The sequence below is a fragment of the Microvirga sp. KLBC 81 genome (assembly GCF_003075415.1).
GTDB lineage: Bacteria > Pseudomonadota > Alphaproteobacteria > Rhizobiales > Beijerinckiaceae > Microvirga.
Window position 1 is genome coordinate 50,563 of the sequence record NZ_QDAH01000005.1, and the last position, 24,214, is coordinate 74,776.

19 protein-coding genes are annotated in these 24,214 nt (G+C 62.5%); 14 read left to right on the forward strand and 5 right to left on the reverse strand.

Features of this window, described 5'->3' with window-relative positions; genetic code table 11:
* The first annotated feature begins 21 nt into the window (after positions 1-21).
* The 10 genes from DC522_RS05415 (at position 22) to DC522_RS05460 (ending at position 12,955) form a co-directional block, all read left to right on the forward strand.
* Positions 22-945, forward strand: a complete 924-nt coding sequence (locus tag DC522_RS05415; RefSeq protein ID WP_116527820.1) for a D-alanine--D-alanine ligase — start codon at positions 22-24, stop codon at positions 943-945.
* Complete coding sequence (locus DC522_RS05420) at positions 912-1,874, forward strand: cell division protein FtsQ/DivIB (protein ID WP_116527681.1); 963 nt, start codon at positions 912-914, stop codon at positions 1,872-1,874. Before DC522_RS05415 ends, DC522_RS05420 begins: the two co-directional genes overlap by 34 nt.
* Positions 1,871-3,193: a cell division protein FtsA gene (gene ftsA / locus DC522_RS05425; RefSeq protein ID WP_116527682.1), complete on the forward strand. Its 1,323-nt coding sequence runs from the start codon at positions 1,871-1,873 to the stop codon at positions 3,191-3,193. Before DC522_RS05420 ends, ftsA begins: the two co-directional genes overlap by 4 nt.
* 102 nt (positions 3,194-3,295) lie before the next feature.
* Positions 3,296-4,954, forward strand: coding sequence for a cell division protein FtsZ (ftsZ, locus tag DC522_RS05430; RefSeq protein WP_116527683.1), 1,659 nt, complete (start codon positions 3,296-3,298; stop codon positions 4,952-4,954).
* Positions 4,955-5,223: 269 nt separating this feature from the next.
* Complete coding sequence (gene lpxC, locus DC522_RS05435; RefSeq protein ID WP_116527684.1) at positions 5,224-6,168, forward strand: UDP-3-O-acyl-N-acetylglucosamine deacetylase; 945 nt, start codon at positions 5,224-5,226, stop codon at positions 6,166-6,168.
* Between the two features lie 178 nt (positions 6,169-6,346).
* Complete coding sequence (locus tag DC522_RS05440) at positions 6,347-7,243, forward strand: outer membrane protein assembly factor BamD (RefSeq protein ID WP_116527685.1); 897 nt, start codon at positions 6,347-6,349, stop codon at positions 7,241-7,243.
* 12 nt (positions 7,244-7,255) lie between these two features.
* Positions 7,256-8,932, forward strand: a complete 1,677-nt coding sequence (gene recN, locus DC522_RS05445; RefSeq protein ID WP_116527686.1) for a DNA repair protein RecN — start codon at positions 7,256-7,258, stop codon at positions 8,930-8,932.
* A gap of 854 nt (positions 8,933-9,786) precedes the next feature.
* Positions 9,787-11,952 carry an NAD-dependent DNA ligase LigA gene (ligA, locus tag DC522_RS05450; RefSeq protein WP_116527821.1) on the forward strand — a complete coding sequence of 722 codons (2,166 nt, stop codon included), beginning with the start codon at positions 9,787-9,789 and terminating at the stop codon, positions 11,950-11,952.
* A 17-nt stretch (positions 11,953-11,969) separates the two neighbouring features.
* Positions 11,970-12,659, forward strand: a complete 690-nt coding sequence (locus tag DC522_RS05455) for an AzlC family ABC transporter permease (protein ID WP_116527687.1) — start codon at positions 11,970-11,972, stop codon at positions 12,657-12,659.
* Entirely contained in the window at positions 12,656-12,955 is a 300-nt protein-coding gene (locus tag DC522_RS05460) for an AzlD family protein (RefSeq protein WP_116527688.1), read from the forward strand. Before DC522_RS05455 ends, DC522_RS05460 begins: the two co-directional genes overlap by 4 nt.
* Here DC522_RS05460 and DC522_RS05465 read toward each other — a convergent pair.
* The gene (locus DC522_RS05465) at positions 12,952-14,772 is read right to left on the reverse strand and encodes an aminopeptidase P family protein (RefSeq protein WP_116527689.1); all 1,821 of its coding nucleotides are present in this window, start codon (positions 14,770-14,772) and stop codon (positions 12,952-12,954) included. The genes DC522_RS05460 and DC522_RS05465 overlap by 4 nt on opposite strands.
* Before the next feature lie 293 nt (positions 14,773-15,065).
* Between DC522_RS05465 and DC522_RS05470 the strand changes: the two genes are divergently transcribed.
* Positions 15,066-15,290 (forward strand): hypothetical protein, encoded by a 225-nt coding sequence (locus DC522_RS05470; protein ID WP_116527690.1) that lies wholly within the window; start codon positions 15,066-15,068, stop codon positions 15,288-15,290.
* Positions 15,291-15,442: 152 nt separating this feature from the next.
* Here DC522_RS05470 and DC522_RS05475 read toward each other — a convergent pair whose 3' ends face one another.
* On the reverse strand, positions 15,443-16,363 hold the full coding sequence (locus DC522_RS05475; protein WP_116527691.1) for a 50S ribosomal protein L11 methyltransferase: 921 nt from the start codon (positions 16,361-16,363) through the stop codon (positions 15,443-15,445).
* Between the two features lie 148 nt (positions 16,364-16,511).
* Here DC522_RS05475 and DC522_RS05480 point away from each other — a divergent pair, with 148 nt between their 5' ends.
* Entirely contained in the window at positions 16,512-17,387 is an 876-nt protein-coding gene (locus DC522_RS05480; RefSeq protein ID WP_116527692.1) for an SDR family NAD(P)-dependent oxidoreductase, read from the forward strand.
* 17 nt (positions 17,388-17,404) lie between these two features.
* Here DC522_RS05480 and DC522_RS05485 read toward each other — a convergent pair whose 3' ends face one another.
* Positions 17,405-18,676, reverse strand: a complete 1,272-nt coding sequence (locus tag DC522_RS05485) for a cyclopropane-fatty-acyl-phospholipid synthase family protein (protein WP_116527693.1) — start codon at positions 18,674-18,676, stop codon at positions 17,405-17,407.
* Positions 18,677-18,879: 203 nt separating this feature from the next.
* On the opposite strand from DC522_RS05485, the gene DC522_RS05490 reads away from it, so the two are divergent.
* Positions 18,880-19,761: a manganese catalase family protein gene (locus DC522_RS05490; RefSeq protein WP_116527694.1), complete on the forward strand. Its 882-nt coding sequence runs from the start codon at positions 18,880-18,882 to the stop codon at positions 19,759-19,761.
* Between the two features lie 843 nt (positions 19,762-20,604).
* Here the strand turns inward: DC522_RS05490 and DC522_RS05495 are convergent.
* Complete coding sequence (locus tag DC522_RS05495) at positions 20,605-22,983, reverse strand: ATP-dependent helicase (protein ID WP_116527822.1); 2,379 nt, start codon at positions 22,981-22,983, stop codon at positions 20,605-20,607.
* Between the two features lie 144 nt (positions 22,984-23,127).
* On the opposite strand from DC522_RS05495, the gene DC522_RS05500 reads away from it, so the two are divergent.
* A complete protein-coding gene (locus DC522_RS05500; protein WP_116527695.1) occupies positions 23,128-23,403 on the forward strand; it encodes a hypothetical protein in 276 nt (91 codons plus the stop codon).
* A gap of 135 nt (positions 23,404-23,538) precedes the next feature.
* Here the strand turns inward: DC522_RS05500 and DC522_RS05505 are convergent, their stop codons facing one another.
* On the reverse strand, positions 23,539-24,081 hold the full coding sequence (locus DC522_RS05505) for a thioesterase family protein (protein ID WP_116527696.1): 543 nt from the start codon (positions 24,079-24,081) through the stop codon (positions 23,539-23,541).
* Positions 24,082-24,214: the final 133 nt, after the last annotated feature.

The following is a 24,214-nucleotide window of genomic DNA, read 5'->3' on the forward strand; positions in this document are numbered from 1 at the left end:
GCGCAGCTCGAGGAGCATGTCATGGCGAAGCACGTTGCCGTTCTCTATGGCGGCTGGTCCGCGGAGCGCGAGGTGAGCCTCGCTTCCGGCCGGGCCTGCTGCAAGGCATTGGAGGAGCGGGGGTACAAGGTCACCCCCATCGACGTGCAGCCCGACATCGCCACCGTGCTCCAGGCGACAGCCCCGGATGTGGTGTTCAACGCCCTTCACGGCCGCGTCGGGGAGGACGGCACCATCCAGGGGCTCCTGGAGGTGTTAAGGATTCCCTATACCCATTCCGGCATCCTGGCCTCGGCGCTCGCCATGCAGAAGGACAAGGCGAAGATCATCATGGCCGCCGCCGGCGTGCCGGTGCCGAAGGGCGTGGTCGTTAACAGATTGGAAGCGGCCAAAAGCCACGTCCTGCCCGCTCCCTATGTGGTCAAACCGGTGAACGAGGGCTCCTCGGTGGGTGTCATCATCGTCCGCGAGGACCGCACCCACCCGCCCCAGGAGCTGCTCCGGGAAGACTGGGCGTTCGGCGACCAAATCCTTGTCGAATCATATGTTGCGGGCCGCGAACTCACCTGCGCGGTCATGGGCGACAAGGCCCTTGGGGTCATCGATATCCGCCCTGCGACCGGGGTCTTCTACGACTACGACGCAAAGTATGTGAAGGGCGGGTCCATTCACGTCCTGCCGGCAGAAATTAAACCGAATATTTACCAAAAGGTCCAAGAGTTGGCGTTAACGGCGCATCAAGCGCTCGGCTGCAGGGGAATCAGCCGCGCCGACTTACGGTACGACGACACACCCGGAGGAACCGGGGAACTCGTGGTCCTGGAGGTCAACACGCAACCCGGCATGACCGAGACGAGCTTGGTGCCAGAACTGGCAGCCCACGCGGGCTATTCGTTTGGCGAGCTTGTGCAATGGATGGTGGAGGACGCTACCTGCAATCGATGACGGCCTATCAGGCCGGCGTTGTTGCGACGCGCGCTGCCTCCGACAGGCAGCCGCCCCAAATCAGAAAGTTTTTCGGCTCCTCGAAGAGCGTCCGGCGGCGGTCCTCGGGCGCTCCGATCGAGAAGCGTATCCCTCGTTATCTCGGCACCTGGCTCGCTCTCGGGTTCTTCTCCGGGGTCGTGACCCTGGGTCTCTGGCAGGGTGGCCATCTCGACGCTTTCATCCGCGAGAACGGACAGCCGCATCATGCCCTGGCGCGCGCCCTTGGCCTCGGTCTCGAGCAGGTCACGATTTCCGGCATCGCACAGATGCGCGAAACCGAGGTGCTGGCTGCGGCGGGTCTTAGTTCCAGGCTGTCGCTGGTCTTCCTCGACGTGAACACGCTGCGTGAGCGCCTCGAACACGTGCCGATGATCGAGAGCGCCACCGTGCGCAAGCTCTATCCGAACGAGCTCGTGATCACGCTCACCGAACGCGAGCCCTATGCGATCTGGCAGAACAACGGCGAGCTCTTCATCATCGCCGCCGACGGCACCGTGATCGATCTGATGCAGGACGAGCGCTTCGTCGATCTGCCCTTCGTGGTGGGCGAGAACGCCAATACCCGCAGCAAGGAATATCTCGCGCTTCTCGACGCCGCTGGTCCTCTGAGGACTCGCATCCGCGCGGGCACGCTCGTGTCGGGCCGCCGTTGGACGCTGAAGATGGACAACGGCATGGACGTGCGCCTGCCGGAGCAGGGCGCGGCCGACGCGCTGGCCCGTCTCGTGAAGCTCGAGAACGAACAGAAGATCCTGGAAAAAGACGTGCTCGCGATCGATCTGCGTATGGCTGATCGGGTCGTGGTGCGCCTCACGGAAGAGGCGGCTCTGGCCCGCGCCGAGTCGCTCAAGAAGAAACCAATGCGCGGCAAGGGGGTCGATACATGAGTCTCTCCGGTCACGGGCTAACGCCGCGTCTCAAGCCTTTGTCCGCGCGCAAGAGCGCCATTCTCTCGGTCCTCGATATCGGAACGAGCAAGGTGGTCTGCGTCGTGGCGGAGCTGAAGCCGTCCGATGAAGTGGAATCCCTGCGCAGCCGCACCCATGTGGCGCGCATCCTCGGCATCGGTCATCATCGCTCCGCGGGCTTGAAGGGCGGCGTCGTTGTCGATCTGGAAGCGGCGGAAAGCGCGATCCGCCAGGCCGTTCACGCGGCCGAACGGATGGCGAAGGTCGAGATCCAATCGGTGATCGTGAGCCTCACCGGCGGCCGTCTCGCCTCCGAGCACTTCGAGGCGCATGTGCCTGTGCGCGGCGCGGTGAACAACGGAGACGTTCATCGTGTGCTCGATGCGGCATCCTCATACGATCTGCGCCGGGGCAGGGCGGTTCTGCATGCGCTGCCCACGGGCTTCTCGCTCGATGCGCAGAATCACATCGTGGATCCCGCAGGCATGATCGGCGAGCAGCTCGGTGTCGATCTGCATGTGGTCACCACGGAAGCCGCGGCTGCGCGCAACCTCATGCTCGCGGTCGAGCGCTGCCACCTCGGCATCGAGGCGGTGATCGCGTCTCCCTACGCTTCGGGCCTCTCGGCTCTGGTCGATGATGAAGCCGATATGGGCTGTGCCGTCGTCGACATGGGTGCGGGCACCACGAGCGTGGGCATCTTCTCCAACGGGCATCTCGTGCACACGGATGCCATCGCCGTCGGCGGCCACCACGTGACCATGGATATCGCGCGCGGTCTCACGACCCGCGTCTCCGCTGCCGAGCGGCTCAAGACATTCTACGGTTCCGCAATCACGTCGAGCGCGGATGACCGGGACATGATCGCGGTGCCGCAGGTCGATGAGGACGAACGGGACGTTCCGAACCATCTGCCGAAGTCGCACCTCGTTCGCATCATCAAGCCGCGGGTCGAGGAGATCCTCGAACTCGTGCGCGATCGCCTGAAGAGCGCGGGCTTCGCGGCCCAAGCCGGACGGCGCGTCGTGCTGACGGGTGGCGCGAGCCAGCTTGTCGGGCTGCCGGAAACGGCACGCCGCATTCTGCAGGGCCAGGTTCGTGTCGGGCGTCCGCTCGGCATCAAGGGTCTGCCTGAGGCGGCAAAGGGCCCTGCCTTTTCGGCGGTGGTCGGCCTCCTGGTTTATCCCCAGGTGGCGCACATCGAGTATTTCGAGCCGCGCTCGAGCGGCTTGTTTCAGAGTACGGGAACTGACGGCTACTTCTCGCGGGTGGGCCGGTGGATTCGCGATAGTTTTTAAATGCGTAACGCGGTGACGCGGCGGGTCATCGCGGGAGTTCAAGTCAACCAGGGTAAGCGTCGGCCAAACGCTGTCAGTTTAAAGGCCAAAGAGGCACAGGTCATGGCAATCAATCACACTCCGGACATCCGGGAACTCAAGCCGCACATCACTGTCTTCGGTGTCGGTGGCGCCGGCGGCAACGCCGTGAACAACATGATCGAGTCGGGTCTGGAGGGCGTCGAGTTCGTGGTGTCGAACACCGACGCACAGGCGCTTGCCTCCTCCAAGGCTCAGCGCGTGATCCAGATGGGCATTCAGGTCACCGAGGGCCTCGGCGCAGGATCGCAGCCGGAAGTGGGCCGCGCGGCCGCTGAAGAGGTGATCGACGAGATCCGCGACCAGCTCGCCGGTTCTCACATGGTGTTCATCACCGCCGGCATGGGCGGCGGCACCGGCACGGGCGCTGCTCCTGTCGTGGCTCGCGCTGCCCGCGAACTCGGTATACTGACGGTCGGCGTCGTCACGAAGCCGTTCCAGTTCGAGGGCGTGCGCCGCATGCGTCTGGCCGAGGCCGGCATCGCCGAGCTGCAGCAGGCGGTCGATACCCTCATCGTCATCCCGAACCAGAACCTCTTCCGCGTCGCCACCGAGAAGACCACTTTCGCGGATGCCTTCGCGATGGCCGATCAGGTTCTCTACTCGGGCGTGGCCTGCATCACCGACCTGATGGTGAAGGAAGGTCTCATCAACCTCGACTTCGCCGACGTGCGCTCCGTCATGCGCGGGATGGGCAAGGCCATGATGGGCACGGGCGAGGCTTCCGGCGAGAAGCGCGCGATCCGCGCCGCCGAGGCCGCCATTGCCAACCCGCTCCTCGACGACGTGTCGATGAAGGGCGCTCGCGGCCTGCTGATCTCGATCACCGGCGGCAACGACCTCACCCTCTACGAACTCGACGAAGCAGCCACCCGCATCCGCGAGGAAGTGGACCAGGATGCCAACATCATCCTCGGCGCCACCTTCGACGAGAGCCTGGAAGGCATCATCCGCGTTTCCGTGGTGGCCACCGGCATCGATCAGGCGATCATGGAGAACGGCGGCGATCTCTCTGCCACCGAGCAGCGGATCTCCGAGGTGGCCGAGCGCCTGCGTGCCGAGGCCCGGGCCCGTGCCACGCAGACCCCGGCCGGCCCCGCCTTTCGCGCCACCGCCCAAGCCGAACCGGTGAAGGCGGCTCCGATCCTGACCGACTCCGCATCGGCTCCGACCGCCGCGGCCCCTCAGGTCATGGAACCGGCTCCCCAGCCGGTGATCCGCGACGACGTGGTTCTTACCCCGGCCCAGCCCAAGCCTGCCATGGCTTACGAGCCGGCTCCCAAGCAGCCGGTCTATGAAGAGCCGGCGATGGAAGACTCGTTCATTCCGCCGCAGGCCGAGCGCGCCATGCGTCCGGCCCGGATGCCGCGGATCGATGAGCTGCCGATCCCGGCCCAGAATCAGATCCGCGCCAGCCGTGGCGAGATCGACCCGGTTCAGGAGCACAAGCCGTCTCTGATCCAGCGTCTGGCCACCATGGGCTTCGGCCGCCGCGAGGAACCCCAGCACGCTCCTGTGGAGCAGGCTCCCCGCCAGGAGGCTCCGCGCCAGCAGATGTCGCCGGTGCATGCCGAGTATGCCCGCCGTCCGGCTCCGCAGGCTCAGCGTCCGGCTCCCGCCCAGAGGGGTATGGAGGACGATCAGCTGGAGATTCCCGCCTTCCTCCGTCGCCAGGCCAACTAAGCCTGTTAGAACTGTTACAAAGCGAGGCCCTGGCCGCACGCGCGGCTGGGGCCTTTCTGCGTAAAGCCGTTTATTAACAAAGGTTTAAGAATTGCCGAGTTTGTAACAGATCGTAAAAAAGCGTGATTTGGCCTAGCCTGAGGTGGAGACTATGTTGCCCATGTCGAAAGGGCTGGTTCCATTTCGATCCCGCCCGTCAAAGTAATTTGCAGCGAACGCATCGCGCAGCGGTTCTTCCAAGCGGCGATCATGTTCGAGGTTCAAAGATAATGAAGCAAAGTCATCAAACCACGCTCCGCGCCGCCGTCACGCTCGTAGGTATCGGCGTCCATTCCGGGGATGAGGTGAAGATGATCCTCCACCCGGCGGAGGTGAACCATGGCATTGCTTTCCTGCGCACGGGCCTGCCGGGCGGCCTCGACCGTCTCATCGATGCCCGCCACCTGACGGTGACCGCGACCGAGCTCTGCACCGTGATCGGTGATCGCGAGAGCGGGGCAGTGGCCACCATCGAGCATCTGATGGCTGCCCTGACGGGCCTCGGAATCGACAACGTCCTCGTCGAGATCGACGGGCCGGAAGTGCCGATCCTCGACGGCAGCTCGGCCCCCTTTATCGACGCGATCGATCAGGTCGGCATTGCCGTCCAGAACGCGACCCGCCGCTATCTCAAGGTTCTCAAGCCCGTTCGCGTGACCCAGGGCAGGGCTTTCGCCGAGCTTCTCCCGAACGAGCGCGCCTTCCGCCTCGACGTCGAAATCGATTTTCCCACCCCGGTGATCGGCCGTCAGCGCAAGGCTGTGGATCTTTCGCCTTCCGTGTTCCGCCGCGACATCTCCCGTGCCCGCACCTTCGGCTTCATGCGCGACGTGGAGAAGCTCTGGGGCGCCGGCTTTGCTCTCGGCGCCTCGCTCGAGAACACGGTCGCCATCGGCGATGATGGCATCATGAACCCGGAAGGCCTGCGCTACAGCGACGAGTTCGTGCGTCACAAGCTGCTCGATGCGGTCGGCGATCTGTCGCTCGCCGGCCTGCCGCTGCTCGGCACCTACCGCTCCTATTGCGGAGGCCACCGCCTGAACTTCTCCGTGCTCGAGGCCCTCTTCTCGAGCCGCTCGAACTACGCCATCGTGGATGCCATTCCGCGCCGCGAGACGGGCTATGCGGAGGTCAGCAGCGCGGCCATGACGGCCTTCGCTCCCGAAGTCCATTAAGACTTTTCTTGTAAAGATCATCGAGCGCCTATTGGCCGCATGGTTTCGGGCGGCTTTGCCTTATCCAGCTGGGTAAAGCCTCTCGGATGGGGTTGGCTCTTGCCCCCCGCATAGGTTAAAGAACCTTGGTGCATCGCTAGAAAATCACCGAGCACGGATTTTGGAGGACCGCGAAGCCATGTCTTTCGCGAAGGCTTACTTGAGCTTGAGAGCCGCTGCTGGGCGCGCGCTGCTGGTTGGCGCCTGCGGCCTGGCGCTCGCTGGCTGCGATACCCTGTCGTCGATCAACCCCTTCGACAAGAGCGAAACCTATAAGCCGGAGATCGTCGCCGACGTTCCGGCCGAAGAGATCTACAACGACGGTCTCGCCCGAATCCAGAAGCGGGATTTCGAAGGCGCGGCCAAGAAGTTCAACAGCCTCGACCGCCAGTATCCCTATTCCGAGTGGGCGCGTAAGGGGCTGATCATGGAAGCCTACGCCAATTACGAGGGCGGCATGTACGAGGAGGCGATCACCGCTTCCAAGCGCTACCTGCAGCAGCATCCGAACACTGCGGATGCGGCTTATGCCCAGTATCTGCTGGCGTCGTCCTATTACGATCAAATTCCGGACATCACCCGCGATCAGGCTGCCTCCGAGCGCGCTATTTCCGCGCTGCAGGACCTGATCCAGCGTTATCCGAGCTCCGAATATGCGGCGGACGCGAAGAAGAAGCTCCAGGTTGCCGCCGACCAGATCGCCGGCAAGGAGATGGAGGTCGGCCGCTTCTACCTCCAGAAGCGCAACTATTCCGGCGCCATCAACCGCTTCCGCACCGTGGTTTCGCGCTACCAGACGACCCGCCACACGGAAGAGGCGCTCGAGCGTCTCACCGAGGCCTACATGGCCATGGGCATCGTCAGCGAGGCGCAGACTGCCGCCGCCGTTCTCGGCCACAATTTCCCTGACAGTCCTTGGTACAAGGACGCCTATGCCCTGCTGACCAGGGGCGGTGTTGAGCCGCGCGAGGATTCGCAGTCCTGGATCAGCAAGGCGTTCCGTGGCGTTCCCCAGGTCAGTCAGCGGGCGGGGTAAGCCTCACATTCCATGCTGATCCAGCTGGCGATACGCGACATCGTCCTCATCGACAGGCTTGAGCTTCATTTCCGTGAGGGACTGAGCGTCCTCACGGGTGAAACGGGCGCGGGCAAGTCCATCCTGCTCGACGCCTTTGCCCTCGCTCTCGGCGGGCGCGGTGACGGAAGCCTCGTCCGCCATGGCGAATCTCAAGGGCAGGTCACGGCTGTCTTCGATTGCGCGATGGACCATCCGGCACGCGGCATCGCTCGCGAGGCGGATATCGATGTGGACGGCGATTTGATCCTGCGTCGCGTCCAGGTGGCGGACGGGCGAACCCGCGCCTTCGTCAACGATCAGCCCGTGAGCGTTCAGGTGCTCAAGGCCATCGGGTCGGCCCTGGTCGAAATCCACGGCCAGCATGACGACCGCGCTCTCGTCGATCCCGTCAGCCACCGCGCCATTCTCGATGCCTTCGGTGGCCTCTCCGATGAGGTCCAGGCCGTGGCCGAGGCTGCGCGCCGGGTGCGGGAGGCTCGCGCGGCCCTCCAGGAGCACCGCAGCCGCATCGAGAAGGCCCGCAGGGAGGCCGACTTCCTGCGCCACGCCGTGGAGGAGCTGACCACCCTCAACCCGCAAGCCGGCGAGGAGGAGATTCTGGCCGAGCGCCGGGTCGTGATGATGCAATCCGAGAAGGTGGCCCAGGACCTCAACGAGGCTTATGAGGCGGTGGCCGGCACCGCATCGCCCGTTCCGGAGCTCTCGGCTGCCGTGCGCAAGCTGGAGCGCCGCGGCGCCCAGGCCCCGGCCCTCGTGGAGCCCAGCGTCAGAGCCCTCGATGCCGCGCTCGTCGCCATCGACGAGGCACGGGCTGCTCTCGAAGAGGCGATCCGCGCCACCGAATACGATCCGCGCGAGCTGGAACAGACCGAGGAGCGTCTCTTCGCGCTGCGCGCCGCTGCCCGCAAATACGATGTGCCCGCCGACGAACTCGCGGCCCTCCGCCAGCGGTTCGAGAGCGATGTGGCCGCCATTGATGCAGGCGAAGAGCAACTGGCTGGCCTCGAAGCCGCACTCAAGGAAGCCGATCAGGCTTACCTCGCTGCCGCAAGGAAACTGTCCACAGGCCGCAAGAAAGCTGCCCGGGCCCTCGATGCCGCCGTGCAGGCCGAGCTTCCGCCCCTGAAGCTGGAACGCGCCCGCTTCATCACGGAAATCCAGACCGACGAGGACAGCCGCGATCCGGCGGGCTTCGAGCGGGTGGAGTTCTGGGCTCAGACCAATCCCGGCACCCGCCCCGGTCCGCTGATGAAGGTGGCTTCGGGCGGTGAGCTGTCCCGCTTCATGCTGGCATTGAAGGTCGTTCTGGCCGACAAGGGCTCGGCCCCGACCCTCGTTTTCGACGAAATCGATACCGGCGTCGGCGGTGCCGTCGCGGATGCCATCGGCCAGCGTCTCGCGCGTCTGGCAAAGGGCGTTCAGGTCATGGCCGTCACCCATGCCCCGCAGGTAGCCGCCCGGGCCGAAAGCCATTTCCTTATCGCCAAGGAGGGCGTGAACGGGGCCGAGGATCGCGTCGCGACCCGGGTCATTCCGTTGGAAGCCGCGCCCCGCCGCGAGGAGATCGCCCGTATGCTTGCCGGCGCGACAATCACCGAGGAAGCGCGCGCTGCGGCGGCTCGCTTGCTCGAGGCGGCTGCGCATTAGGCATTGTCCTCCCGATGTCATCCCCGGCAACCCGTAAGGGTAGGGAAGGAGAGCCATAGCGCAGCGCTTGGGAGTGGATTCCCTTCCTCTCCGATGGCATTCGCTATCTCTGGCCGCGAATGACACCCTCCGTCGTCATGGCCGGGACAAGCCCGGCCATCCCCGCCTTTGGGAACCTCGGTGCGAACAAGACGGGGATCCCCGGGACGAGCCCGGGGATGATGGGAGAGGCCGCGTGCCTCTCGCGGCAACAGTCATGTTCCTCTTTTGTTCTTGACAATTCTCCTAAGCTGGGCCATATCTCTGCGGGTCCGGTTCTTCCGAGGGACGCGCCCGAGGCGTCGGTCGTGGAGAGGGGATGCGGTTCTGATGCGTCCGGGGAGTCGCACCCCCGGACCTCAGGGTCCCGAGCAGGGAGGAAGAGGCGCTGAGCCTGATCGGGCAGGCTGCGTCAACGCTCCCTCAGCCTCGCCAGTGCTGGAGTCAACTCCAGGGCTGCGCTTGCAACAAGCGCCGTGAAGCGTCTCTGAGGGTTCGTCCCTGATGGCGCCGGAGCGTCGAGGCCGGGATCGAAAAGCCGTGCGCGGGATGCGTTGCGCTTCCCGAGCCCGGGCGGCTCTCCCGCCCCGAACACCTTTCGCGCGCTCCGTCACGGGCCCGCGAAGCCGAACGCGTCCCGCGCTTCCCTCGTCCGCGACGGACAAAGCCAGGACCAGCCGGAAGCCCTTTGCGCCCCCAGGGCGCGAAGCCGCCTGAGCATGGAATGGATGAATGTGGTGAGCCATTCGGCTTCATCCTCTGGAGAGTCTCGGCCAGAGCGCTATGGTTCAAGCAACCTCACACACGATTCGATCATGTCCGCAAAAAACGCCCCCTCTCTGAAGTCCATCGACGAACTGACGCCTCGCGAAGCCCGTGCCGAGCACGAGGCGCTCGGGCGCGAAATCGCGGAGCACGACCGGCGCTATTATGAAGAAGACGCGCCTACCATTTCGGATGCGGAATACGATGCCCTGCGCAAGCGCTACGAGGCGCTGGAGGGACTGTTTCCCGAGCTCAAGACCCCCGAGAGCCTGACACAGAAAGTCGGCGCCAAGGTCTCCGAAAAATTCGCCAAGATCCGGCATCGCGTGCCGATGCTCTCGCTGGCCAACGGATTTGCCGATGAGGAGGTGGAGGAGTTCGTCGAGCGAATCCGCCGCTTCCTGCAGTGGAAGGCCAATGCGCCGCTGGTCTTCACGGCAGAACCGAAGATCGACGGCCTCTCGCTGAGCATCCGCTACGAGAAGGGAAAACTCGTGACTGCAGCCACGCGCGGCGATGGCACGGAAGGCGAGGACGTGACGGCGAATGCCCGCACGGTCGACGACATTCCGCATGTTCTGAAAGGCTCGAACATTCCCGACGTGTTCGAGGTGCGCGGTGAGGTCTATCTCTCGCACAAGGATTTCGCGGCCATCAACGAGCGACAGGAGGCCGCGGGCAGGCCGCTCTTCGCCAATCCGCGCAATGCGGCGGCCGGCAGCCTGCGCCAGCTTGATCCGAAGATCACGGCATCACGCCCATTATGTTTCTTCGCCTATGCCTGGGGTGAGGTGAGCGAGATGCCGGCGAATACGCAGCATGGCATGATGGATGCGCTGAAGCATTTCGGCTTCAAGGTGAATCCGCTCACGCGCCGCTGCTCCAGCGTCGCTGAGATGCTCGAGCATTATCATGCCATCGAGACCGATCGCGCCAATCTCGGCTACGACATCGATGGAGTCGTCTACAAGGTCGATGATCTCAATCTTCAGCAGCGTCTCGGTTTCGTCTCACGCTCGCCGCGCTGGGCGCTGGCACACAAGTTCCCTGCGCAGAAAGCAGTGACGGTGCTCGAAGGCATCGAGATCAATGTGGGCCGCACGGGCTCGCTCAACCCGATTGCGCGCTTGCGCCCGGTCACGGTGGGCGGCGTCGTGGTGTCGAACGCGACGCTGCACAACGAGGATTACATCAAAGGCATCGGCGGCAACGGCGAGAAGATCCGCAATGGCGTCGATATCCGCATCGGCGACACCGTCATCATCAATCGTGCGGGCGACGTGATTCCGAAAGTGCTCGACGTCGTGCTGGAAAAGCGCCCCGCCGACGCGAAGCCTTACGAGTTTCCGACGCATTGCCCGGCCTGTGGCAGCCACGCGGTGCGAGAGGTCAACCCGCGCACCGGCAAGGAAGATGCCGTGCGCCGCTGCACGGGCGGCCTCATCTGCCCGGCGCAGGCACGTGAGCGCCTGAAGCATTTCGTGTCGCGCAACGCCTTCGACATCGAAGGCATGGGCGAGCAGCGCATCGATGAATTCTACGAAGAAGGCTTGGTGCGGCGCCCGCAGGACATCTTCACGCTCGCAGAGCGCAATGCGCGCGGCCTCAAGCGTTTGGAGAATAGGGAAGGGTGGGGCGAGACGAGTGTGCGCAACCTGTTCGCGGCCATCGAGGCACGACGCTCGATTGCACTCAACCGCTTCATCTTCGCGCTCGGCATTCCGCATATTGGCGAGACATCGGCGCGGCTGCTTGCTCGGCACTTCCACACCTTCGAAGCTCTTCGTGAAACGGCCAAAGCCGCATCCGATCCGGCTTCGGAGGCGCATGCGGATCTCACCTTCATCGGCGGGATTGGTCCCGTGGTCGCTGAGGCCATCATCGAGTTCTTCAAGGAGGAACACAACGAAGAGATGCTCGATGCGCTGCTGGCGCAGGTGAATGTCGAGCCCATGGAAGCGTCCGCCACAGCCAACTCGCCCGTGGCAGGCAAGACGGTGGTCTTCACCGGCTCTCTCGAGCAGATGACCCGGGAGGAGGCCAAGGCCATGGCCGAACGTCTCGGCGCCAAAGTGGCCGGCTCCGTCTCCAAGAAGACGGACATCGTCGTGGCAGGCCCGGGCGCTGGCTCGAAGCTCGCCAAGGCGGCCGAGCTTGGCGTTCAGGTCATGGACGAGGACGGCTGGTTCGCGCTGGTCGGGCGCAATGGGTCGTGAATTGCACAGGAGCGCCCATGACCACCTATAAACGTGAGATCCGCGCAGGATTGCGCGACATTGCGCCTGTCGCTGTCGCTGCGGTTCCCATCGGCCTTCTCTTCGGCGCCGTGGCTGTCGCCAAAGGACTCTCTGCGCTGGAAGTCGCGCTCATGTCCGCATTCGTCTATGGAGGTGGCGCGCAGTTCGCGGCTATCGAAGCCTGGGCACATCCCGCGCCGATTGCGGCACTCGCCTTTGCAACGCTTCTCATCAATGCGCGTCATGTGCTGATGGGAGCGTCACTCGGACCGAAGATGCATCTGAAGGGCATCCAGCGGTTCATCGCCTTCTTCTTCCTGACGGACGAGGCCTGGGCGCTCTCCGAGCGGCGCGCGCTGGAGCGGCCCGTGACCGGTGCTTATTGGGCCGCCATGGCTCTCGTGCTCTGGGGGAACTGGACCCTTTCGACGACATTGGGAGCCGTGCTCGGTTCCTTCATGGGGGATCCTGCACGTATCGGCGCGGACTTCGCCTTCACCGCACTTTTCATCGGCCTCGTGGCAGGTTTCGGGCGGAGCCGCGTGACTCTGGTGACTGTTGGCACCAGCGCTGCAGTGGCCGCGCTCGTGCACCATTTCATCGGAGCGCCCTGGCATGTCGCGTCGGGAGCGCTTGCGGGGATCGCCGCCGCCTATCTCTCCGCCTCGGAGGAGCCGCGCGCATGAGCCTCGACATGACGACTCTTCTCGCCATCATCGCCATGGCCGTGGTGACCTACATCACGCGTATCGCGGGGCTCTTCGTGGCGGATCGCCTCGTTCTCACGGGACGCGCCAAAGCGGCGTTCGATGCCATCCCGCCTGCCGTACTGGTTTCGGTGATTGCGCCGACGGCGTTGACAACGGGATGGGCGGAAGCGATCGCCGCCGCCATCACCGCTGTGGTCGCCTTCCGATTGCCGCTGCTCGCAACAATCGCCGCCGGCGTCGTGTCTGTTGTGGTGCTGCGCAATCTGATCTAGCCGATCGCGCGGGTGGCGTCCTCAAGCCATGCGCGCGTCTCGGTGTCGAGATGCGGCCCGATCTTTTCGCGCACCTGGGCGTGATAGTCGTTGAGCCACGCAATCTCATCCGCCTTCATGATCGCGGGCTCGACAAGGCGCAGATCGATGGGCGTGAAGGTGAGAGTCTCGAAGCCCAGCATCTCGCGATCGCCGCCGGGAATGGTGCGCGGCTCCACGAGGATCAGGTTCTCGATACGGATGCCGTAATCACCCTGTTTGTAGAAGCCAGGCTCGTTGGAGAGCATCATGCCCGCTTCGAGCGCCGTTGTGCCGGTCTTGGCGATGCGCTGCGGGCCTTCATGCACGGAGAGATAGCTGCCGACGCCGTGGCCCGTGCCGTGATCGAAATCCAGGCCGGCTTCCCACAGGGGCTTGCGGGCGAACGCATCGATCTGCGCGCCCGTCGTGCCTTTCGGGAACACGGCGCGTGCAATCGCAATGTGGCCCTGCAGCACACGGGTGAAGCGGTCCTTCATCTCAGCATTCGGTTCACCCACGATGATCGTGCGCGTGATATCCGTCGTACCGTCCTCGTATTGCGCACCGGAATCGATGAGAAAGATCTGATTGCTTTCGATTGTCCGGTTGCTCGAAGCCGTGACGCGATAATGGGGCAGGGCGGCATTGGGGCCTGCGCCTGAGATGCTTGGGAAGGAGATGTTCCTCAATGCGCCGGTCTCGATGCGGAATGCCTCCAAGGCTTCGACGGCATCGATTTCGGTAAGCTGTCCCTTCGGCGCCTCACGATCGAGCCAGGCGAGGAAGCGCGCCACTGCTACGCCATCGCGCAGATGGGCTGCATGCGAGCCTGCGATCTCGGCCTTGTTCTTCACTGCCTTCATGAGTGCGATAGGGTCCGCGCCCACATCCACTGTGCCGCCCGCGGCTTCGATGCGGCGGATCAGGGCAACGGCACCCGTGGCGGAATCCACACGGACCTTGCCGCCCTTCTGACCCAGTGCATCAAGCGCGCTCTGGAAGGAGCTGATGGGGGCGAACTCGGCGAGGTCGCCGACAGCAGCTCCGGCTTCATTGGTGATCTTGACGGGGTCGAAGAACAGGCTCGCGCGGCCCTCCCGCGGCAACACCGCATAGCCGAGGGGCAGGGGCGTATGGCCTACGTCACCGCCGCGCAGGTTGAAGGCCCAGGCGAGATTGTGTGGGTCAGAGATCACGAGCGCATCGAGCTTGGCCTCCGCCATCTTCTTGCGGATGCGCTCCAGCTTCGAATCGGCGGTCTCGCCGGCATAGTCGAGCGGATGCGGCCGCACGGGCGCCCGGGGCGGGGCAGGGCGGTCAATCCAGATCACATCGACCAGATTGATATCGACCGGAGCGAGCCTGCCGCCTGCTCTCGCTACGGCCTTCTCCAGGCGCTTCAGGCCATCGCTCGTGTGAAGCCAGGGGTCATAGGCAAGGGTCCCGCCTTCCGGCAGATTCGCGGCAATCCAGTCCTCGGCCGACATTTCGGCAAGTTGCACAGGCGTGATGATGGAGGTGTCCACCTGCTCGGCGGCTTGGACCGTGTAGCGCCCATCGACCACGAGGGCAGCTGTGTCCTTCAGGATCACGGCGGTGCCGGCGGAGCCCGTAAAGCCCGTGAGCCAAGCCAGGCGTTCGGCGCTCTTCGGCACGTATTCTCCCTGGTGCTCATCGGCCCGGGGCACGATGAACCCGTCGAAGCCGCGTCGGCTCAATTCGGCCCGCAGTTTGGCGATGTGGGCGGGGCCCTGCGAAGGGGAAGTTGTATCGTCAAAGAATTGAAACTGAGCCATCCGAGAAGCACCGGAACAGAAATTGAGGAAGGCAGCACGCTATGATGGAGGGAGAGGCCCCGCAACCGCCATGCTGCCCTGAGACCTGCATATGCAACAGGCAATCTGCCCGTCCATCATGCGCCAGATGCCTAGAGGTTAATATTTTCTGGCCATGCGCTGCAAAATGCGCATGGCTCGCATGCAATTCGCCCGCCTACAACTAAAGTCGGGCATGGCTTATGTATAGCGTAACAAGAACAGAGGAACGCTGAACTGAAGGGTCTCAACACCAACCTGTTGGAGATGAGCCCATGAACACAGCCATTTTGTCGTCCGTCTACGCCGGTCAGACCCGGACGCCGTCCACGTTCTCACTGATCGTCAAGGGCATGATGAGTGCTCTTGCCGAGAGCCGCGCACGGAGCGCCGCGCGTGAGCTGCGCCGTCACAAAGCACTCATGGCCGATCTCGGCCGCAGGCAGGATCATTCCGCGGATTTCTTGATCCAGAGCAATGATCTGCCGTTCAAGATCTGAGACGAGAATTACGTACGAAAGAAAAGAGAAAAGCCATGTTGATCGTCGTCGCCATGAAAGCCATCCGCGAGATTATCGCCGACACCTTCAAGCTCCGCCGCGAGCTGATGAAGCGTTATCCCGGCCTCATCGCCGAGTAAGTCCTTAATCTGTTATCGGCGGGGTTGCGGACGTGCGCTGCCCCGCTTCAGCACGAGAGCGGCCCAGCCTTCAAGATCGTACCGGCGCTGGAAATACCAGCCCTGATGCGCGTAAGAAGACAGCACTCCCGGAACATCATGGGCCAGAAGCCCTGAGAGAATGAGCGTTCCGTCATTGCTCGCCACCCGCGCCAGCGAGGGCGCCAGCATTCGCAGAGGCTTTGCGAGGATGTTGGCGAAGACGAGGTCGAAATGGCCCGGCCGGTTGGCTTCCGCGTTGCGCGTGCCGGGGCCGACATAGAGCTTCATCCACGGCCCGATGCCGTTGAGACGCGCATTCTCCTTCGCGACCCGCACAGCTTCCGGATCGATATCGCCGGCAATCACGGGCCGCTTCAGGACCTTGGCCGCGGCAAAGGCCAGGATGCCCGTGCCGGTGCCTACGTCGAGCACATGGCGGGGCGTGCGGATCTTCAGCTCATCCACGAAGGCCTTGAGGCACCCCAGCGTCGTGCCGTGATGGCCCGTGCCGAAGGCCAAGCCTGCCTCGATTTCGATGGCGATGTCGTTGCTGCGGCGCTGCTCCCGATCATGGGAGCCGTGAACGAGAATGCGGTCGGCACGCACAGGTTTGAGGCCTTCGAGAGAAGTCTTGACCCAATCCTTCTGCTCCAGGGGCAGGAACACGCCCTTGTCAGCTTCCTCGCCTACGATGGGACGCACGAGGTCGCGGATGGCGGTCTCGTTCGGCTCATGGGCGAAATAGGCCTCGAGCAGCCAGGGGCCGTCCTCCACCGTCTCGAAAGCGGCAACAGCCGTCTCGGCGGGATCGAAGATCTCTCCGATCAGATCCGTCATGGCGCGCGCGGAGCGCTCGTCCGTGGTGATGCGGAAGACGTGGGTAGGGCGATTGGGGTGCAGACCTTCAAGCATGGACGTTGCTCTAGCACCCCCTGTGCCGTGCCTCAAGCGATCACGATTGAGGGCTTGGCCGGAACCCTCCGGAGCAGCGCCCGTTTTGCAAACGCCAAGCCTGTTCCCATGATGCTTGAAACGGTGCCTTGTGCCCGTAGGAGATCCCATGTCCGGACGTCTTTTCGACAAGGTTGCCATCGTCACCGGTGCCGGCACCGGCATCGGCGAAGCCATTGCCCTGAAATTCGCTCGCGAGGGCGCGCGCCTTCTCCTCGTCGGCCTGCCTGATGATCCAGTGGAGGACGTGGCGCGGCTCATCAATGGCGCAGGGGGCTTCGCGGAAGTGTACCTTGGCGATATCGCTGAGGAGCATCACGCCCAAGCTGCGGTCGAGGCTTGCGTGAATGCGTATGGACGCATCGACATTCTCATAAACAACGCTGGTGTGTTTCTGGCTGTCGCCGAAGCGCAGGACTATCCCATCGACAAGTTCGACGAGACACTCCGCTCGAACGTGCGCTCCGTCTTTCTCATGACGAAGTTCGCTCTGCCGCATTTGCAGGAGACTTACGGCAACATTGTCTCCACAGGTTCGGAAGCCGGCATGATAGGGCACCCGAAGAACGCGATCTACGGAGGCACGAAGGCCTTCATCCATTCCTTCATGCAAGGCATCGCGGCCGAGCAGGCGGCTTACGGCGTGCGCGCGAACTGCGTCTGCCCTGGTCCCATTGATACGGCCTGGACGCATAAATCAACGGGGCCGATGGATGCGGAACTTGCCACAATGATCACGCAGGCCACGCCCATGGGTCGTCGTGGTACGCCGGAAGAGGTTGCGAACGTGTTCTGCTTCCTTGCGTCTGACGAAGCGAGTTTCGTCACCGGCGCGCTCTACACGGTGGACGGCGGCATCACGATCGGCAAAGGACCCGTCGGCATGAAGGCATCCTCGCATTTCAAGAAGCAGCCGAAGAGCACGCTGCCCACGCGTCACTCGCATGACGGATTGAAGAACAAGGATTACGAGACGCTCACCTGATCGGTCGGATGCCGGCTTTATGCCGGCATCAGTTCCTTGGCCTTTTCGAGTATCTTGAGACGCTCAGGCTCGATGGATTTGTAATGGCGCTGGAGATCCGTGATGTAATCGCGCACGATGGGCGCGGCATCGCGCTTGCGGGCGAGCTGCATGTGGAACACGAGCTGGCTGCCCGTGGTAAACATAGTCTCTGCGCTGATCAGATAAAACTCGAACATCCGGCAGAAGCGTTCGTCATACATGGCGGCGATTTTTTCTCGGTTGGCTTCGAAACGCTTGTGCCAATGGTTCAAAGTCTTGGCATAGTGAAGGCGCAGGAATTCGAGATCCGTCACCCAGAGGCTGTTCTGCTCCGTGACAGGGAAGACTTCGGATAGGGCAGGGGAGTAGGCTCCTGGGAAGATGTATTTGCGCAGCCACGGACTTGCGGTGCCCGGCGGGCTCATCTTGCCGATGGAATGCAGCACCATCAGTCCGTCATCGTCGAGCAGCGTGTTGATCTTGGCGAAGAACTCACCGTAATGATGCACGCCCACATGCTCGAACATGCCTACCGACACGATGCGGTCGAAACGCTCGTCGACCTTGCGGTAATCCAGCAACTCGAAACGTACGCGGTGTGACAGGCCCGCGCGCCGTGCTTTCTCGTTCGACAGTTCGTATTGCTCCTTGGAGAGCGTGACGCCCGTGACATCCACATCTTCCATGGCGGCAAGATAGAGCGCGAGATCGCCCCAGCCACTGCCGATATCGAGAACCTTGAGGCCAGGCTTTAGCTGCAGTTTCGACGCAATAAGGCGCAGCTTGTTTTGCTGCGCCTCTTCCAGCGTATCGTCATCGTTGATGAAATAGGCGCAGGAATATTGCATCCCCTTGTCGAGGAGGAGCCTGTAGAAGTCGTTCCCGAGATCGTAATGATGCGCCACATTCTGCTGCGCCTTGCCGACGGGGTTCGCCTGCTGGAATCGCTTCACGGTCCGCGAAATACGTTTCAGCACGCTCTGCAAGGGGTAGTTCGCCAGCGTCGAGCGGTTCTGAGAGAAGAGGTTCAGGAAGTCCCGCAAGGTCGAGCCTTCCTCGAAGCTCATACGCCCATCCATATAGGCCTCGCCTGCATGCAGTTCCGGATTGAGGAAGAGCTTGTAATAGAGCGACGGATCCGTCAGCCGCATGGTGACGTTTAGGCCAGGCTCCTCCCCACCGAAGACATGCGCTTTGCCCTCTGCATCGATGACTTTCAACGTGCCGGTACGTACAAAGGATTTCATCATATGAGAGAGGGGAAACATCGGAGGCCTCACGGGTAAGCATCAGCTGGGCCGGGATGGTTCCACACTTCAAGGAGCTTGGCTAGAGGCTCAGAAAACCAGAACTGATCTAAAGTAGAGGTTACTCGGATTGATTGGGAACAACGGCGGGAGGCCTTGGTTGGAAGGCTGACTCTTGCAAGGCCATAAGGGTCAATTCACTAAACTTAACCAGGAGCTAGCCGATGTTCTTCCGTCAGCGGCAGCTGGCATACCATGCCAAGCCCGAAAGACCTGATCCGCTCTTCGCCAAGATGTTGCAGGAGCCTCTTGGCGGTCAATGGGGCGAGATCAGCGTGATGATGACGTATCTGTTCCAAGGCTGGAACTGCCGCGGTCCGCAGAAGTACAAGGACATGATCATGGATATCGGAACCGAGGAGATCGGTCACGTGGAGATGCTCGCCACCATGATCGCGCGCCTGCTCGAAACATCTCCTGTTGAGCAGCAGGAAGACATGGCGAAGAACTCCGTCGTCGGAGCCGTGATGGGCGGTGCGCGCGTAGAGGATGCCATTGTGGCTGGCATGAATCCTCAGCACTACATCGTCGCTGGCCTCGGTGCACGTCCATCGGACAGCATCGGCAATCCCTGGACATCGGCCTACACGATCGCGAGCGGCAATCTGCTCGCTGATTTTCGCTTCAACGTGACGGCGGAAAGTCAGGGCAGGCTTCAGGTGAGCAGGCTCTACAACATGACCAATGACACGGGCGTGCGCGACATGCTGTCCTTCCTTATCGCGCGCGACACGATGCACCAGAACCAATGGCTTGCCGCCATCAGGGAGCTGGAGGAAGACGGGCTGGAGATGACACCGGTGCCCTCGAATTTTCCGCAAGATCTGGAAAAGAGCCAAGTCGCCTATCAATTCCTCAATCACTCGGAAGGTGTGGAAAGCCAGCAGGGTCGTTGGGCCAACGGTCCCTCGCCGGATGGCAAAGGCCAGTTCACTTACGTGGATCGTCCTCCTGCCTACACGGAAGACGAGGGCGAGCTCAACCCCATCGATCCGCGTGTCTACGGCACGCCGCCCGCGCCTGTGCCGCCAGCCGCTGCGGAGTAGCGGCACAGATACACTGGTGTCTCAAGTCATCCCTAGGCTTGCCCTAGGGATGACGCCTGTCCCGTAACGACTCCTGAGGGCGTTCCGGCAAGCGTGACATATGTATTTTCTGTTATGAAGTAACAAATAATTCTGATCTAATGCCTACCAACAAGATGCTGGTATTTTCCTTAAGCGCTCTCCGATGCCGAATATAGATTTCTATGCCGTGGGTAAGGACTTCGACCTTGTTCTCGATTACGTATTTGCGGATTCCGGCTGTCGCGTATTCGAGAGTTACTCGCCTTTCGGTTCCGATATTGTGGAATTCGACAGCCCAAGCTCTATTGCAGCCCGATATGGGATTGGACGCTGTGCAGGTGACGGTCCGTCAGTTCTTCTGGCCTTGGTTCCCCCCGACGCGATGCATTTGTGCAATGTGCGTCGTATCGAGCTGGATCCCGAGAAATGCGACGGTCACACATTCCGATACGCTATCTCTGGATGGGGGGTGATTTCTCTTAATCTTGGCGGAATCGGACCAAAAGGTCTGGTCCTCTCACACAGCAATCACAACACGGCCCGTAGAGCCAAATCCTGGGAGCATGTCTATTGGGATGATCGGGAGGATCTTGGATCTGTCGATGCCTGGGATTGGGAGGTAACAACCAAAATTTCAGCCGCTCTGAATCGTTTCATACGCAACAAGCTCGCCCATTACAAACTTGGCTCGCGACCTGTCCTGCCCGGCCGCCACTGCGTTCAAAAGCGGCTCTTGGCCAGTTACCTGCCACGACGCGGAACTCCTAAAACAAGTCATGTCAGAGCACTCTGCAAACGGCGGAATCTGAGGAGTCGAGAGCTTTACCCCAATGCCTCAACGAAACTGTCGAGCACCATCTTGCGCCCGGCTTTATCGAACTCGACGGTCAGCTTGTTGCCGTCCACCGCCTCGATGGTGCCAGGGCCGAATTTCGAATGCAGCACGCGACCGCCGACAGTAAAGCCTGAACTGCCGGTGGATTTCGCCACCAGCTCGCCTTCGATCATCATCGGGCCTCGCCTGTCGCCGGAACGACGAGCTGAATAGCCGCCGTCCTCCGTACTCGCGCGATGCGCCTGTGCACGCTGCCAGCCGGGCGTCTGGTAGGACGAGCCGCTAAAGGGCTGCATGCGATCGAAGCGCGAGCCGCCGCCGTATCCGCCACCATAGGAGAAGTTCGCGGGCGCTTCCACGATCTCGACATCGCGCTCCGGCAGATCGTCGATGAAGCGGCTTGGCACGGTCGAGTTCCACAAGCCGTGGATGCGTCGGTTGGAGGCGAAGTAAATCTTCGCACGCCGCTTTGCGCGAGTGAGACCCACATGGGCAAGACGACGTTCTTCTTCCAAACCAGCACGGCCGCTCTCGTCGAGCGCGCGCTGATTGGGAAAGAGGCCTTCCTCCCAGCCGGGCAGGAACACCGTGTCGAACTCCAGGCCCTTTGCGGCGTGAAGCGTCATCAGGCTCACGCGCTCGGAGGTGTCGCTTTCGTTCGCTTCCATCACGAGCGAGACGTGTTCCAGGAAGCTCTGCAGATCCGGGAACTCCTCCATGGAGCGCACGAGTTCCTTCAGGTTTTCGAGACGGCCCGCGGCATCGGCGGATTTTTCCTTCTGCCACATGTCGGTGTAGCCGGATTCTTCCAGCACAATCTGCGCCACTTCGGATTGCGACATGGTCTCGGAGAGCTTCGACCAGCGTCCGAAGGAGATCAGGAGATCCCGCAAGGTCGCACGCGGCTTCGGCTTCAGCTCGTCAGTCTCGACGATGAAGCGCGCGGCCTCCATCATTGGCACGCGCGCGGCGCGGGCATGGTTATGCAGCACCTGGATCGTTGCATCGCCCAGGCCACGCTTGGGCACATTGACGATGCGCTCGAAGGCGAGATCGTCGGCAGGCTGGTTCACGACGCGCAAATAGGCCAGCGCATCGCGAATTTCCGCGCGCTCATAGAAGCGGGGGCCGCCGATGACGCGATAGGGCACGCCGAGCTGCACGAGGCGATCTTCGATCTCGCGCATCTGCGCCGAGATGCGCACGAGAATGGCGATCTCAGAGAGCGGATGCTTCTTGGCATGCAGCGCTTCGATTTCCTCGCCGATGAGACGGGCCTCGTCCTCCGAGTCCCAGGCGCCGGTGATCGTCACCTTCTCGCCGAGCTCGTCTTCGGTGCGAAGCGTCTTGCCGAGGCGGCCCTGGTTCTTGGCGATCAACACGGAGGCCGCAGAAAGAATATGACCGGTGGAGCGATAGTTTCGCTCGAGTCTGATGACGGTCGCGCCGGGGAAGTCGTGCTCGAAGCGCAGGATGTTGTCGACCTCCGCACCACGCCAGCCATAGATCGACTGGTCGTCGTCGCCCACGCAGCACAGGTTCTTGCGCTTCTGCGCGAGCAGGCGCAACCAGAGATATTGCGCGACGTTGGTGTCCTGGTACTCGTCCACCAGCATGTAGCGGAAGCGGTCCTGGTATTGTTCGAGAATGTCCGGGTGCTCACGCCATAGGCGCAGGCATTCAAGCAGCAGGTCGCCGAAATCGACGGCGTTCAGAACCTTCAGACGCTCCTGATAGGCGCGGTAGAGCCGTCCGCCCTTGCCGTTGGCGAAGGCTCCAGCTTCTCCGGCAGCCACCTGATCGGGGCCAAGGCCGCGGTTTTTCCAGGCATCGATGAGGCCGGCGAGCTGGCGCGCAGGCCAGCGCTTCTCGTCAATGCCCTCGGCCTCGATCACCTGCTTCATCAGGCGCAGCTGGTCATCCGTGCCCAGGATGGTGAAGTCCGAGCGCAGGCCCACGAGTTCCGCGTGGCGGCGCAGGATCTTGGTGCCGATCGAGTGGAAGGTGCCGAGCCATTGCATGCCCTCGGCCACTTCGCCGATGGCCCGGCCGATGCGCTCGCGCATCTCGCGGGCGGCCTTGTTGGTGAAGGTCACGGCGAGGATCTGCGACGGCCAAGCTTTGCCGGTGGCAATCAGATGGGCGATGCGGGTGGTGAGCACGCGGGTCTTGCCGGTGCCCGCGCCGGCGAGCACGAGGACGGGGCCTTCGGTTGCGTCCACGGCGGCGCGCTGCTCGGGATTCAGGCCGTTCAGATAGGCGAGCTGGGGCGCAACCGCCGCACGGGCGCGGGCGCTCAAGGAACCGGGGGACGGCTGGTGCGCAAGATCGTCCTGGGACTGGGGGCTGTTATCAGGCTGATTCATCGGCGCGACCATGGATCAAAAGGCGAACGGCGTCGAGCCCGTAAATGCCGTCAACCCTGTAGCGGGGACGGCTTTGGGTGCGAACGTTGTCGGAAAAGACTTTCATCGCCATATGGGGAGAGAAGGTTCCGAAAGGAATGTCCCATGCGTTTCCTTGTCACAGCATTGATTGGCTTCAGTTTTGCTCTGCCTCTGCCGGTTGATGCTCAAACAGAGCGCCTGCCGCGCAAGAGCCGGGCAGAGCGTCACGTGGAGGAGCTCAACCGCAATATGCAGCAGGAGCGGCGTATCCAATCCCTGGAGCAGGATTTTCGGCTCAAGAGCGGGCAGATCAGGCAGGACATCGAGCGGCAGAGGCTGTTTTCCAGTCCGCCGATCACCTCTCCTTATCGTTGCCCTCCCGGCGCGGTCCGTTGCTAGAGCATCGGACCCAAAGGTGGAATGGAATCCACTTTGGGGATTCATCCGCTGCCCATTGTCTGAGGAGCGGATCGTAGTTGGCGGAAACCCGGGTCCGCTTTTCACGGGCGCGGACCTCCGGTTCCGCAGGAGGCGCTAGTGACGGGTGCCGGAGGCGAGCAGGGTTTCGTGCTTCTCGAGGCGGGCCGGAATGCCGATGATGCGGCCCAAGGCCTGAGGCCTCGTTAAGCGGGCATGGGCGGCCTTCATCACGGCGAGATTGGCGGTGATATCGTCAGGGAAGGGTGAGACCTTCCGGGTTTCCATGTCCACGTGAAGGGACAGACCTTCCATGGAGGCGGCTACCCAACCCTCCGCCGCATGGCGGATTTCCATGTAATAGTGCACGCGCTTCTCGTCGTAATCGACGAGCTGAACGGTTACGCGCACTTGGTCGCGCACCTTCAGTTCACGTTTGTAGAGAGTGTGGATCTCGGCGGCGAAGAAGGAGGCCTTTTGCTCCTCCACATACTCCGGGCCAAGGCCGAGAAGACTGAAGCCCTCATCGAGGGCGCGGTCGAACAGCACATGGTAATAAGCCATGTTCATATGGCCGTTGTAGTCGATCCAGGCTGGCTCGACACCCATTATGGACGACACGAACGGGGCGAAGAAGAACACCGGGGTCCTCTTCTCCATAGTCAGTTCCTTCCCTCGATGCCGGTCACAAGCATCACCCTCTCATTAGCCAGGACGCGAATGTTAGCACATATCTACCAGTCATGCATGGGCTAATTGGCCCATTTGCGGCTTAGCGTATTGCGTTCAGGAA